Raw genomic sequence first — 13,746 nt, 5'->3', positions numbered from 1 at the left:
CGGTCATGAAACATCTCGCCCGCGCCGCATTCGCAGTTTTCGCGCTGACGGCAGGCGCCTTGTCCGCATCGGCGCAGACGCATTTGCGCATCGGCCTTGCGGAAGATCCTGATGTGCTTGATCCATCGCTGGCGCGCACTTACGTCGGCCGCATCGTCTTCGCATCGATCTGCGACAAGCTGTTTGACATCGATGAGAAGCTCAACGTCGTGCCGCAGCTCGCGCTCTCGAGCGAGACGTCGGACGATGGCAAGCAGGTGCTGATCAAGCTCCGCCCCGGCGTGAAATTCCATGACGGAGAGGCCTTCGACGCCGAAGCCGCGAAGTTCTCGCTTGAGCGGCACATGAATATGCAGGGCTCGTTCCGCAAGCCGGAAGTGTCCTCGATCGAGAAAGTGGAGGTCGTCGATCCTCTCACCATCAAGCTTGTTCTCAAGGCGCCGTTCTCGCCGCTGATCGCGCAGCTCACCGATCGCGCCGGCATGATGGTGTCGCCGAAGGCGGCGAAGGAGGCGGGCGACAAGTTTGGCTTGAAGCCGGTATGCGCCGGCCCCTACAAGTTCGTCGAGCGCGTGCAGCAGGATCGCATCGTGGTCGAGAAGTTCGCCGACTACTGGAACAAGGCGAATGTCTTTATCGACAAGATCACCTATTTGCCGGTTACCGATTCGACCGTGCGCCTCGCCAATCTGCGCGCCGGCCAGCTTGACCTGATCGAGCGCCCGCTGGCGACCGATCTCAAGGATATGCGCGCTGATCCCAAGCTGAAGGTCGCGACCGCGCTCGAGCTCGGCTATCGCAGCCTCAACCTCAACGTCGGCAAGGGTGACGCTTCGAAAGTCTTCGCCGACAAGCGCATTCGCGAAGCGTTGTCGCTGGCGATCGATCGCAAGGCGCTCAACGATGTCGTGTTCAACGGCGAATTCGTGCCGGGCAATCAGTGGGTCAGTCCGAAGCACCCCTATTATCAGGAAAGCGTTCCGGTTCCGGCGCGCGATCTCGCGCGCGCCAAGAAGCTGATCGCAGAGTCCGGCGTGTCGACGCCGATCGCGATTGATCTCATGACGCCGAACAACCCTGAGACGCGGCAGGTCGCCGAGATTCTTCAGGCGATGACGGCGGAAGCCGGATTCGACATGAAGATCAGGGTGACTGAATTCGCGACCTCGTTGAACGAGGCGGAAGCGGGCCGCTATCAGGGCTATCTTATCGGATGGTCGGGTCGCACCGATCCCGACGGCAATATCTACACCTTCGCCAAGACCGGCCAACCGAACAATTACAGCGCTTACTCCGATCCGGAGGTCGATGCGGCGCTTGACGAGGCGCGCCTCAAGTCAAGCGTGCCGGATCGCAAGGCCGTCTATGGCAAGATCGTGAAGAAGCTGACGACCGAAGGCGGCATCATCTACCTCTATCACGTCCAGAACATCATCACCTACAGCGCGCGTCTTGAAGGCTTCAAGCCGATCTCGGACGGGCTCGTTCGCGTTGTCGGGCTGAAGTTCAAGAGCTGACGTCGAAAGAGTAGACGAGTATGGCGTCGCTTCTCGCCCGGAGGTTGTTGCAGCTGTTGCCGACGGTGTTCTGCGTGTCGGTGCTCATTTTTCTGCTGCAGCAGTTGCTGCCGGGCGATCCCGCGCTCGTCATGGCCGGCGAGGATCGCGACCCCGAAGTGATCGCGCAGATTCGCCGGCAATATCGACTCGATCAGCCGCTCCCCATCCAGTATCTCTTCTGGATCAAGGGCGTGTTGGTCGGCGATCTCGGCGAATCCATACGGCTCAAGATGCCGGTGTCCGAGCTCGTGCTGCAGAAGCTGCCGGTGACGCTGCAGCTCGCGACCATGGCGATCATTATCGCGCTGGTGATCGGCGTCACCGCCGGCGTGATCTCCGCGGTGAAGCGCGATTCCTGGGTCGACTATCTCGTCAATGTGGTGTCGCTCTGGGGCATCTCGACGCCGAATTTCTGGCTCGGGATCATGCTGATCCTTTTCTTCTCGGTGCAACTCGGTTGGCTGCCGGCGTCAGGCTATGTCAGCCCGTTCGAGGATTTGGGGATGTCGCTCAAGACGACGATCATGCCGGCCTTTGTTTTAGGGAACGCGCTCGCCGGCGTGCTGATGCGACATACGCGCGCGGCGATGCTGCAGGCGCTCGACAGCGATTATGTCCGCACGGCGCGCGCGAAAGGCTTGTTCGAGCAGACCGTCGTGATCAAGCACGCCATGCGCAACGCGTTGACGCCCGTGATCACGCTGGGCGCGCTTGAATTCGGCACGCTCTTGTCTGGCGCGGTGCTCACCGAACAGATCTTCACGATTCCGGGCTTCGGCAAGCTGATTGTCGACGCAGTCTTCAACCGGGATTACGCCGTCGTGCAGGGCGTCGTGCTGGTCACGGCCACGACCTACATCCTGCTCAATCTGTTGGCCGATATCGGCTACATCCTTGTCAATCCAAGGCTCCGGCAATGACTCTCGCCGCTGACGCCGTCATTTCAGCTCCGCCCGTGCAGACGCCGGACAGTCCGATGCGGCGCGCCTGGATCAGGCTGCGCCGGCGCAAGGGCGCCATGGTCGCGCTCGTCATTCTTCTCGTGATCCTCGCGCTCGCGGTTTTTGCGCCCTGGATCGCGCCCTTCGATCCCGCCAAGCAGAGCTGGAGCGCGGTGCGCAAGGCGCCGTCGGCGATCTACTGGTTTGGAACCGATGAAGTCGGCCGCGATCTCTTCTCGCGCGTGATTTTCGGCGCGCGCGCTTCTTTGATGGCGGGCGTGATTTCCGTCTGCATCGCGCTGGGGCTTGGCGCACCGTTGGGTCTTGCCGCTGGCTATCTCGGCGGCTGGGTCGACGCCATCATCAGCCGCATCGCCGATGCAATGCTGGCCTGCCCATTCCTCATTCTTGCGATAGCGCTCGCTGCGTTTCTGGGGCCGAGTCTCACCAATGCGATGATTGCCATCGGCGTCACCGCGACGCCGATCTTCGTGCGGTTGACGCGCGGGCAGGTGCTGTCCGTGAAGGTCGAGGATTATGTCGAGGCGGCGCGTGCAGTCGGCAATTCGAGCTTGCGCATCGCGGTCCGCCATATCCTGCCGAACATCATGCCGCAACTCATCGTGCAGGCGACGATCACCATCGCGACCGCGATCATCGCAGAGGCGGCGCTGTCATTCCTCGGCCTTGGTCAGCAACCGCCGGCGCCATCCTGGGGCAGCATGCTCAACGTGGCGCAGCGCTTTCTCTCGAATGCGCCATGGATGGCGATCTTTCCCGGCGTCGCCATCTTCATCACGGTGCTGTCGTTCAATCTTCTTGGCGACGGCCTGCGCGACGCGCTCGATCCACGCGCGAAGTAGAGGCCCGTTTCGTCCCCGGATTCATGGAGCAAGCGTCAGCGAGCGAAATGAAGTCCGGCGCCTAGCGAAGAAGTTGCGAGCGCAGCGAGCACATCTTTGGCGATAATATCGTCGCGCCTTCGGCGCGATGTCTTGCGCTGGACCCCGGACACGGTTCCGCTCGGCTTCGCCTCACTTCACCGTTCCGGGGACGGAGAGAGTGTTTCGCTTCGCTATTTGCGAAATCGCTCCATCGTTGCGGGTGCGCTTCACACGACGCTGGTCAGTCCGCCATCGACCATCAGCAGATGGCCGTTGACATAGTCCGACGCCTTTGATGCGAGGAACACGGCGGCGCCGATCAACTCGTCGGTGTCGCCCCAGCGGCCGGCCGGCGTGCGGTTCTTCACCCAGCTGTTGAACTCTTCATTCTCGATCAGCGCCTTGTTGAGCTCAGTCGTGAAATAGCCGGGGCCGATCGCGTTGACCTGAATGTTGTGCTTGCCGAGCTCGGCGGCCATGCCGCGCGTCATCATCTTCACTGCGCCCTTCGTTGCGGTGTAGGGAATGATCGTTGGGCGGCCGAGCTCGCTCATCACGGAGCCGATATTGATGATCTTGCCGCGGCCGCGCTCGGTCATTCGCTTCGCGACAGCCTGCGCCGCATAGAAAACGGATGACAGATTGGTTGCAATCATTCTGTCCCAGTCAGCATGATCGTAATCGACGAACGGGCCGCGCTTCTGCATGCCGGCGTTGTTCACGAGAATATCGATCGGCCCGACCTTCTCTTCAATCACCTGCACGGCCGCGGAGACTTCGCTCGCATCAGTCACATCGAATGCGGAGATATGGCAGACGAGGCCGAGCGCGAGCAGTTCGTCGCGCGCCTTGCCGAGCTTTTCGGGGTCGCGGCCATTGAGCACCACATGCGCGCCGGCTTGCGCGAGGCCCTTGGCGATCGAATAGCCGATCCCCTGGCTCGATCCGGTGACGAGCGCGATCTTCCCCGCGAGATTGAACAGTTCCATCGACATCGAAGGTCTCCCTGCGGGCGCTTCTAAACGAACTGGGCAGGGAAAGGGAATGCGGATTCAGGCCGCGGCCGCAGCTTTCTCGATCAGATGGCAGGCGGCCAGCGCGCCGGACGGCGCGGCGCGCAAATCCGGCGCCGTCGTTCGGCATATCGACATCGTATGGGGGCATCGCGCATGGAAATGGCAACCCTTCGGCGGCGAGAGCGGCGAGGGCAGTTCGCCGGCGATCGGCTTGAACTCAACGATCGCGCCGTCCTGGATCACCAGTTTCGGCACGGAATCGAGCAGCGCCTGCGAATAGGGATGCTGCGGCGCTTCATGCACCTCAGCCGCCGTGCCGATCTCGACGATGCGGCCGAGATACATGATCGCGATCCGGTCGCAGAGATGACGCACCACGCCGATGTCGTGGCTGATGAACAGCATGGTGAGATTGAGTTCACGACGCAGACGCAGGAAGAGATTGATGATCTGCGCCTGGATCGACACGTCGAGCGATGCGACGGGTTCGTCGCAAACGAGAAGATCGGGCTTCATCGCAAGCGCGCGCGCGATCGCGACGCGCTGCCTCTGGCCGCCGGAAAATTGATGCGGAAAGCGTGAGACGAAATCAGGATCAAGGCCGACCGTGCCCAGCCAGTCGCGCGCATAGGCGACGGCGTTCGCCTTTGTCGTCAGCCCATGCGCGATCGGTCCCTCCGCGATGATGTCGCCGATGCGGATGCGCGGATTGAGCGACGAGAACGGATCCTGAAAGACGGTCTGCACGCGCGTCGTCAGCTTCCGCCCGCCGCTCATCACTGGCGCGCCGTCAAGCGTGATGCGTCCCGATGTCGGCTCGTGGATGCCGGCGACGACGCGGCCCAATGTCGATTTGCCGCAACCCGATTCGCCGACGAGCCCCAGCGTCTCGCCGCGCGCGATCTCGAAGGACACGCGATCGACCGCATGAACGGCGCGCGTTTCGACCGCGCCGCCGAGCGCGGCTGCGACGCGCTCGCCTAGCGACAGTCGCGGCGCGAAAGTCTTGGAGACATTCTCGACCTTCAGGAACGCGCTCATGCCGCGCGCTCCATGAAAGGATGATGGCAACGATAGGCGCGCAAATCTTCAACCATGCGCGGCGGATCGGTTTTGCAGAGATCGTCGGCGTGTGAGCAGCGCGGCGCGAAAGGACAGCCTTGCGGAAGACGCAACAGCGATGGCGTCGACCCCGGAATCTGTGGCAGGTCGCGGCCCGGTTCGGTGCGCGACGGCAGCGCATCGATCAAACCGCGCGTGTAGGGATGCCGCGGGTCGCGCAGCACGCGCGCGGTCGGGCCTTCCTCGACCAGGCGGCCGGCGTACATCACAGCGATGCGGTCGGCGAGCGATGAGACGGTCGCGAGATCATGGCTGATCCAGATCAGCGCGGCCCCGGTTTCGCGCACGAGGCCGCGCATCTCCGCCAGAATCTGCGCCTGAATCGAGACGTCGAGCGCCGTCGTCGGCTCGTCCGCCACGATGACGTCGGGGTCGTGCAGAAGCGCGATGGCGATCGCGACGCGCTGGCGCATGCCGCCGGAGAATTGGTGGGGATAGTCGTCGATGCGCCGCGCCGCGTCGGGAATGCCGACGCGCGTCAGCGCCGCGATGGCGCGTTGGCGCGCTTCCACGTGCGAAATCTTGTCATGCGCATTGACGGCGAGCGTCATCTGCCGGGCGATGCTGAGCACCGGGTTCAGCGTCATCATGGGGTCCTGAAAGATCATCGCGATGCGCTTGCCGCGCAGGCGCCGCAACGCTTCGATCGGCATGCCCACGAGTTCTTCGCCGCGCAGTCTCACCGAGCCATGCACGACGCGTCCGGGCGGATCGATGAGCCCGAGCAGGGAAAAGCCGGTGACGCTCTTGCCTGATCCGGATTCGCCCACGAGCCCGAGCGTTTCCCCACGCGCGAGTTCAAACGAGACGCCATCGACCGCTTTCGCGACGCCAGCGCGCGTAAAGAAATGCGTTGCGAGATCGCTGACCTCCAGAACCGGCGCGCTCATCGTCTCAGCCTCGGATTGAGCTGGTCGCGGATCTGATCGCCGACGAGATTGATCGCGACGATGAGGATAATCAACGCGACGCCGGGATAGATCGATATCCAGTAGCGGCCGGACAGCATGTATTGAAAGCCGTTCGAGATCAGCATGCCGAGCGACGGCTCCGTCGCCGGCAGGCCTAGGCCGAGAAAGGACAGGGTGGCCTCGAGCGAGATCGCATTGGCGATCTGCACGGTCGCGACGACGATCAGCGGCGGCAGGCAGTTCGGCAGGATGTGGCGGAACACCACGGCGTAGGTCGGCATCGGCGTCGACAGCGCGGCTTCGACATAATCCTTGCTGCGTTCGGCTGTCGCGGCGCCATGAGCGGTGCGCGCGAAATAGGCGTACTGCGCGGTGACGAGTGCGATGATGAGCTGCGTCTTGCCTTGCCCGAGCAGGGCGGAAAGCACGAGCGCGAGCAGGATCGCGGGGAAGGAAAGTTGCAGATCAATGATCCGCATGATGAAGGCTTCCGCCCGACCGCCGAGATAGGCCGCGAGCACGCCAAGCGTCGCGCCGCAGCTTAGCGCCACTGCGCCGGCGATGAGCCCCATCTGCAGCGAGATGCGCAGGCCATAGAGAATGGCCGACCAGAGATCGCGGCCCTGCGCGTCGGTGCCGAGCCAGTGCGCATAGCCTCCGGAGCCGACGAAGCCCGGCGGCCGCCGCGCGTCCGAGAGATCGAGTTTGGCGATGTCATAAGGATTTTGCGGCGTGAAATAAGGCGCGAGAATCGCGAGCAGCAGGATCAGTGCGACGACGATCAGCGCCGCGGTCGCGATGCGACTTTCGCGGAAGTCGCGCCAGAACGCGCGCAGGCCGACAAGCTCCATCACGCCCTCGCCTTGCGCAGGCGCGGATCGAGCGCCGCATAAACGAGATCGACCGAGAGGTTGATGACGATGAAGAGGAAAGCGACCAGCACGAGATAGGCGACCATCACAGGCCGATCGAGCGTCGAGATCGAGTCGATGATCAGCTTGCCGACGCCGGGCCAGGTGAAGATCGTCTCGGTGACGACCGCGAAAGCCATTGTCGAGCCGAGTTCGAGCCCGAACACGGTGACGATCGGGATCGAGATCAGCTTCAGCACATGGCGGCCAAGAATCGCGGCTTCCGAGAGCCCGGCGGCGCGCGCGAATTTCACCGTGTCGGTCAGCATGATCTCGCGCGTTCCCGCGCGCGACAGGCGCACCATCATGGCGAATTTGAACAGCGAGAGATTGAGTGCGGGCAAGAAGAGATGTTTCAGCCCGTCGAGTGTGAGAAAGCTCCATTCGACGCCAAAGACCGAGACGGTCTCGCCGCGGCCGCCGGCGGGCAGCACGCCAAGCTGCACGGCGAAGCCGAAGATCAGGAGAATGCCGACCCAGAATGTCGGCACGGAAAAGCCGAGGATCGAGACGGCCATGATCGCTTTCGACAGTGGGCTTTCCGGCCTGTAGCCTGCATACATGCCGAGCGGCACGCCGATCAGCGTCGCGCCGATCACCGCGGCGAGAGTCAATTCAAGCGTTGCCGGCAGTCGCGAGAGAATGAGATCGAGGACCGGCATGCCGAAGACGAAGGATTTGCCCATATCGCCATGGAGCAGCCGGGTGAGAAAGCCGAAATATTGCTCCCACAGCGGTCGGTCGAGACCGAAGCGCGCAATCACCTCGGCGCGCGTGCGCTGGTCGGCGTCCGGCGAGATCAGCACATCGATCGGATTGCCGATGGCGTAAACGCCGATAAAAACCAGCGCCGACATCACAAGCATCACGAGGCAGGCCTGCAGAAGGCGCTGGATAACGAAACCCGTCATGGCGTCTGACGTCGGGAGCGCGAAACGTTCACGCCCAGTTGTCCCGGATGATCTCGCGCGTTTCTTCAACCGCGACGGCCCAGATCGCCAGCATGTCCTCGTCAGGACGCTGATAGTAGCCGCCGTAGTTGCCGTCGCCGAGCAGCGCCTTCTTCGCGGCGGGATCGAGTTGGCGCAGCATGGAGACATCGATCATCGGCTTGCGCTCTGGCGGCTGTTGCACGCCTGGCAGCCGCGTCCAGGGAAAATTCTCCATCCATGAGGCGTGCGAGGCGATGGGATCGATCTCTTTCACCTTCGCCATGGTTTTCGGTGCGTTCCACCAGTCATGCCATTTCACCTGTGCGCCACGATGGCGATGGAGCCATTCCTGCGCGGCGGCGTTGACGGGAATGTTGCCGCCATGGCCGTTGACGAACACAATGCGGCGGAAGCCTGCGCGATGGACGCTGTCGAGCAGGTCTTCGACGATCGCCGCGAGCGTGGAGAGGCGAAGCGCGATCGTGCCGGGAAAATCAGCGAAGGAGATGGCGAGCCCGTAATTCACGACGGGAAACACCGGAACGGCAAGCGGTTCGGCCGCCTCTTCCGCGACGCGCGAGGAGAGGATCGCGTCAACGCTGAGGCTCAAATGTGCGTGCTGCTCCGTCGAGCCGAGCGGGATCACGCAGCGGTCGTCTTTCGCGACCTGGGCCTGCGTCTGCATCCAGTTCATGTCGGCGATGCGCATCGCGGGTCCGGCGTAGATCGTTCCATCTGGAACTTTTTGATCTTGACGGGCGCCATTCGTCGCGTCAAGTTCCAAATGGAACTATCGGAAGGCTGTGCGCATGGCGCGTGTGGTTCTGGCTTCGCGACGCAACGCCGCCCAATCAGGCGAACGCGACGCGTTCCCGGCCGAACTCAACGGCATGGTCGCGACAAAGCTGTGGGACAATCCTTGCTGGCTGTCCTTCCGCGTCAACTATATCGCCCATCACTTCAATCATCCCATCTATCAGCTCATCTGGCGCAATCACCGGCTGACGCAGCCTGAACATGTCGTGCTTTATGCGCTCGGCCTGCGCGAAGGCATCACGGCGGAGGACATCGTCGCTTCGTCTTCGCGGCCGAAGAACACGTTGAGCCGCGCGGTGAACAGCCTCTTGCGCAAGAAGCTGATCCGCCGCGAGCAGAACGCTGAAGATCGCCGCCGCTATCACCTTTATCTTTCGGCCAGCGGCAAGGCGATCATCAAGGACACGGTGCCGCGGCTCGTGGCGCGCGAGCAGCTCATGGCGCACGCGCTGACGCCGGACGAGCAGGCGACGCTCGAAAGCCTCATGACGAAGATTATTCTGAAGGCCGGCGATTGGCCGGCGGAGATCGCAGGGGAGAATTGAGATGACGATGCATGTGAGAAACTTCTTACGCGCGGGCGCGTTGACCGCCGCCTTGCTGATGACGAGCGCCGTGTCGGCGCAGACGCTGATAATAGGCATTCGCGCCGGTCAGGACTCGATGGATCCGCATTTCACCGCCACGGGCACTCACGCCGAGGCGATGAAGCATGTCTATGACACGCTGGTCTGGTCCGGCGACAAGCTTCAGCTCGAGCCGGGTCTCGCCGAAAGCTGGAAGGCGATCGATCCGACTACCTGGGAGTTCAAGCTGCGCAAGGGCGTGAAATTCCATGATGGCTCCGACTTCACCGCCGAGGACGTGAAGTTCTCGATCGAGCGCATTCCGGCGCTGAAAGGCCCGAATCCGACATCCATCTATGTGCGCCAGGTGAAGGAAACCAAGATCATCGATCCCTTGACCATTCATGTCATCACGAATGGTCCTGCGCCGACGCTGCCGAACGATTTCATTCGTCTGTTTATCGTGAGCCACAAGGCCGCCGCTGGCGTGACGCCCGAGAACGCCAACGAGGTGTTCAATTCCGGCAAGGCCGCGATCGGCACCGGGCCCTTCAAGTTCGTCAAATGGACTCCGAAGGAGGAGTTTGTTCTCGAGCGCAATCCTGACTACTGGCAGGGGCCGTCGCCCTGGGCCCGTGTGGTGCGCAAGGAGATTCCAAACGACGCCGCGCGCGTCGCGCAGCTCAAGGCGGGCCAGGTCGATCTGATCGTGCGCGCGCCGGCGGCCGACGTTCCGGTTCTCGAGCGTGATCCCAAGCTCGCGATTTCGAAGGTTCAGTCGGTCTATGTCTTCAATATTGAGTTCGATCTGCGCGAGCAGACGAAACAGGTGACGGCCAAGGATGGATCGCCGCTGCCGGCGAACCCGTTCCGCGATCTGCGCGTGCGCCAGGCTTTTGATCTCGGCATTGACCGCAAGGCGCTCGCCGAAATCGCGATGGAAGGGTTGGGCACGCCGGTCACGCAGCTCGTGACGCCGAACATCTTTGGCTATGCCAAGGATATCCCGGAGTCGAAGCCGGATATCGAGAAAGCGAAGAAACTTCTGGCGGACGCTGGTTATCCCAACGGCTTCAAGGTGACGTTCAGCTTCACCAATGACCGCCTGCCGGGCGATCGCGCGGTTGGCACGTCGATCGCGCAGCAGCTTGCGCGCATCGGCGTCGATGTGACGGCGAACGGCCAGCCCGGCGCAACCCTGTTCCCTGCGCGCACGCGCGGCGAATTGTCGATGGTGATGTCGGGTTGGGGCACGTTGACCGGCGAAGCGCATTACACGCTGTCCTCGATCGCTCATTCCAACGATCCGCAGCGCCGCATGGGCGCGTTCAACTGGCGCGGCTACAAGAATGAGGCGATGGACAAGCTTTTGCAGGACGCGGCGGTCGAACTCGACGAAGGCAAGCGTCGCGCGTTGCTTGAGGACGCGAACCGTCTCTTCATGAAGGAAATCCCGTCGATCCCGATCGCTTCGGTGTCGTCGGCCTGGGCGATGCAGAAGGACAAGGTGAAGATGCTTCGCGTGCGCGCCGACGAGGACACGCTCGCCTACGACATCGCCCCGGCGAAATAAGAGCCGGTTGGTCGAAAAATGGGCCGCCCCGGAAGGGGCGGCCTTTCAGTTTCGGAGAGTGTGATGACGAATCCCATTGGCCTCGCCATTCATGGCGGCTGCGGCGCGCTGAAGCGCGCGGAATTGACCGACGCGGAATGGGCCGATGCGCGCGCCGCGTTGCAGCGCTCGCTGCGCGAAGGCTGGGCGGTGCTCGCGCGTGGCGGATCCGCGCTCGACGCCGTCGAGGCGGCGGTCGTTGTGATGGAGGATTCGCCGGCCTTTAACGCCGGCCACGGCGCTGCGCTGAATGCGGACGGATTTCATGAACTCGACGCGTCGACCATGGATGGCGCGACGCTCGGCGCCGGCGGCGTGTCCTGTGTCAAGCGCATCCGCAATCCCATTCGCGCCGCCCGCGCGGTGATGGAGACGAACGAGATCGTCAACATGGCCGGCGACGGCGCCGACGCGTGGGCGGAGGCCGCGGGCCTCGCGATGGTTCCCAATTCCTATTTCACCACGCAACGCCGCATCGACGCGTTGAAGAAGTTGAAAGCGCTGGCAGTCCAGGGCGCGGCGCATAAGGCGAGCGAAGGCGAGAAGCATGGCACGATCGGCGCCGTCGCGCTCGACCGCAACGGCCATCTCGCCGCGGCGACGTCGACCGGCGGTTTCAACAACAAGCCGGTGGCGCGCGTCAGCGATTCCTCAGTGATTGGCGCCGGCACCTATGCGCGTGATGGCGTTTGCGCGGTGTCCTGCACGGGCCGCGGCGAATATTTCATCCGCCTTGTCGCCGGTCACGAGATCGCGTCGCGCATGGCTTATCGCGGCCAGTCGCTCAAGGAGGCGACGGATGGCGTCGTATTCGGCGACATGAAGAAGTGGGAGAATGGCGCCGGCCTTTGCGCCATCGATGCGCAGGGACGCGCCGTTGTGCCTTACAACACGCTCGGCATGTATCGCGGCTTCGTCACGCCGGAGGGCGCGCTCCATATCGGCATTCATGATGATCTTGCGCTCGTCGAGACGCTCGCCGGAGGATGACGCGCCTTAGCGGAAAAAAACGAAGGTCGCGATCAGGAAGGCCGGGATGAGGATCGATCCCGACCACAGCATGTAGCCGAAGAAGCTCGGCATCTTCACGCCGCCGTCGCGCGCGATCGCATAGACCATGAAGTTCGGCGCATTGCCGATATAGCTGTTCGCGCCCATGAACACCGCGCCGGCCGAGATCGCGGCCAGCGTCAGCGCGCCCCTGGTCATCAGCGTCGCCGGATCGCCGCCGGCGAGCTCGAAGAAAACGAGATAGGTCGGCGCATTGTCGAGGAATGAGGAGAGGGCGCCCGCGAGCCAGAAATAGGCGGCGTTGTTAGGCGTTCCGTCCGCATTCGTCACCAGCGATACCAACGGCGCGAAGGCGCCGTCGCGCCCCGCCTTCAGCATCGCCAGAACCGGAATGATGGTGATGAAGATGCCGGCGAACAACTTCGCCACCTCCTTGATCGGCCCCCAGGAGAAGCCGTTGGCGTCGCGATAATGCGCGTCGGTCGCTTTCAGCGAGACCAGCGTCACGATGATGAAGATGGCGTCCCGCAACGTGTCCTCGATCCGCAGCGTCAGGCCAAGGAATTTGTATTCGCCAAGCTTGACCGAAGCGCTGAACAGAATGGCCGCGATGATGACGCCGATCAGCGCGACATTCACGAGGCCGCGCAAACGCACTTTTTTATCGGGCGTCGGATCGCGCTTCAGAAGCTCGTCCTCCTTGGCGTAGAAATAGGTGTCGATGGCGAAGAACGCGGCGAGCACGAGGCCGCCGACGAAGAGCGTCTCGCCGATGAGGTGCGAGGTTGTCCAGAAGAAGTCGACGCCGCGCAGGAAGCCGAGGAAGAGCGGGGGATCGCCGAGCGGCGTCAGCGATCCCCCGATGTTCGACACAAGGAAGATGAAGAAGACGAGCACATGGACATTGTGCTTGCGATTGTCGTTCGCCCGGATCACCGGCCGCACCATCACCATTGAAGCGCCCGTCGTGCCGATGAAGGAGGCGAGCGCCGCCCCGATCAGCAGCAGCAGCGTGTTCATGGCCGGTGAGCCATGGATGTTGCCGGCGATCAGGATGCCGCCCGCGGTCGTGAACAAAGCGAGCAGCAGCAGGATAAAAGGAATATATTCAAGAAGCGCGGTATGAAGCAGCGCGTTCCCCGCGACGTCGAACCCCTTCGCGAATATCATGGGAAGGATGACGAGCGTCGCCCAGCCCGCCGCGATCTTGCCTTGATGGTGCTCCCACACATGCGGGCTGAAGAGCGGAAACAGGGCGATCGAAAGCAGGACGCCGATGAAGGGCAGCGACCAGGCGAAACCGAGGCTGCGTCCGTCGAGCTCCGCCGCCATTGCCGGCGAAGCCGCCAGCAGGGCGAGAACGGGCAGGGGGAAGCGGGCGAGACGGACCATATTCATGGAGCGGAAGGGCGCGATAGGTTAAGAGGCGACTGCCTCATGGCACGACGCCATTCAATCGACCAAG

Annotated in this window: 13 protein-coding genes; 6 read left to right on the top strand and 7 right to left on the bottom strand. The window is 62.9% G+C overall.

Annotated elements, in window-relative coordinates:
* Positions 1-5: 5 nt before the first annotated feature.
* The 3 genes from L8F45_RS19140 to L8F45_RS19130 are packed head-to-tail and all read left to right on the top strand — an operon-like array spanning position 6 to position 3,363.
* Positions 6-1,517, top strand: a complete 1,512-nt coding sequence (locus L8F45_RS19140) for an ABC transporter substrate-binding protein (RefSeq protein ID WP_342359454.1) — start codon at positions 6-8, stop codon at positions 1,515-1,517.
* A 20-nt stretch (positions 1,518-1,537) separates the two neighbouring features.
* Positions 1,538-2,479: an ABC transporter permease gene (locus L8F45_RS19135; protein WP_342359453.1), complete on the top strand. Its 942-nt coding sequence runs from the start codon at positions 1,538-1,540 to the stop codon at positions 2,477-2,479.
* Entirely contained in the window at positions 2,476-3,363 is an 888-nt protein-coding gene (locus L8F45_RS19130; RefSeq protein WP_425329939.1) for an ABC transporter permease, read from the top strand. Before L8F45_RS19135 ends, L8F45_RS19130 begins: the two co-directional genes overlap by 4 nt.
* 248 nt (positions 3,364-3,611) lie before the next feature.
* Here the strand turns inward: L8F45_RS19130 and L8F45_RS19125 are convergent, their stop codons facing one another.
* The 6 genes from L8F45_RS19125 to L8F45_RS19100 are packed head-to-tail and all read right to left on the bottom strand — an operon-like array spanning position 3,612 to position 8,985.
* Positions 3,612-4,379, bottom strand: a complete 768-nt coding sequence (locus tag L8F45_RS19125; RefSeq protein WP_342359452.1) for a glucose 1-dehydrogenase — start codon at positions 4,377-4,379, stop codon at positions 3,612-3,614.
* 57 nt (positions 4,380-4,436) lie between these two features.
* Positions 4,437-5,441: an ABC transporter ATP-binding protein gene (locus L8F45_RS19120; RefSeq protein WP_342359451.1), complete on the bottom strand. Its 1,005-nt coding sequence runs from the start codon at positions 5,439-5,441 to the stop codon at positions 4,437-4,439.
* Positions 5,438-6,412 carry an ABC transporter ATP-binding protein gene (locus L8F45_RS19115; protein WP_342359450.1) on the bottom strand — a complete coding sequence of 325 codons (975 nt, stop codon included), beginning with the start codon at positions 6,410-6,412 and terminating at the stop codon, positions 5,438-5,440. The genes L8F45_RS19120 and L8F45_RS19115 overlap by 4 nt, the downstream gene beginning before the upstream one ends.
* Complete coding sequence (locus L8F45_RS19110) at positions 6,409-7,284, bottom strand: ABC transporter permease (RefSeq protein ID WP_342359449.1); 876 nt, start codon at positions 7,282-7,284, stop codon at positions 6,409-6,411. The genes L8F45_RS19115 and L8F45_RS19110 overlap by 4 nt, the downstream gene beginning before the upstream one ends.
* Positions 7,284-8,255 (bottom strand): ABC transporter permease, encoded by a 972-nt coding sequence (locus L8F45_RS19105; RefSeq protein WP_342359448.1) that lies wholly within the window; start codon positions 8,253-8,255, stop codon positions 7,284-7,286. The genes L8F45_RS19110 and L8F45_RS19105 overlap by 1 nt, the downstream gene beginning before the upstream one ends.
* Positions 8,256-8,283: 28 nt before the next feature.
* Entirely contained in the window at positions 8,284-8,985 is a 702-nt protein-coding gene (locus L8F45_RS19100) for a creatininase family protein (protein WP_342359447.1), read from the bottom strand.
* A 100-nt stretch (positions 8,986-9,085) separates the two neighbouring features.
* Here L8F45_RS19100 and L8F45_RS19095 point away from each other — a divergent pair, with 100 nt between their 5' ends.
* The 3 genes from L8F45_RS19095 (at position 9,086) to L8F45_RS19085 (ending at position 12,260) form a co-directional block, all read left to right on the top strand.
* Entirely contained in the window at positions 9,086-9,637 is a 552-nt protein-coding gene (locus L8F45_RS19095; protein WP_342359446.1) for a MarR family winged helix-turn-helix transcriptional regulator, read from the top strand.
* A 1-nt stretch (position 9,638) separates the two neighbouring features.
* Positions 9,639-11,231, top strand: a complete 1,593-nt coding sequence (locus L8F45_RS19090) for an ABC transporter substrate-binding protein (protein WP_342359445.1) — start codon at positions 9,639-9,641, stop codon at positions 11,229-11,231.
* Between the two features lie 63 nt (positions 11,232-11,294).
* The gene (locus L8F45_RS19085; protein WP_342359444.1) at positions 11,295-12,260 is read left to right on the top strand and encodes an isoaspartyl peptidase/L-asparaginase family protein; all 966 of its coding nucleotides are present in this window, start codon (positions 11,295-11,297) and stop codon (positions 12,258-12,260) included.
* A gap of 6 nt (positions 12,261-12,266) precedes the next feature.
* Here L8F45_RS19085 and L8F45_RS19080 read toward each other — a convergent pair whose 3' ends face one another.
* The gene (locus L8F45_RS19080) at positions 12,267-13,679 is read right to left on the bottom strand and encodes a sodium:proton antiporter (RefSeq protein ID WP_425329938.1); all 1,413 of its coding nucleotides are present in this window, start codon (positions 13,677-13,679) and stop codon (positions 12,267-12,269) included.
* Positions 13,680-13,746 lie beyond the last annotated feature (67 nt).

This window comes from Terrirubrum flagellatum, from assembly GCF_022059845.1.
Classification (GTDB): Bacteria; Pseudomonadota; Alphaproteobacteria; order Rhizobiales; family Beijerinckiaceae; genus Terrirubrum; species Terrirubrum flagellatum.
This window is presented reverse-complemented; position numbering and strand designations above follow the sequence as displayed.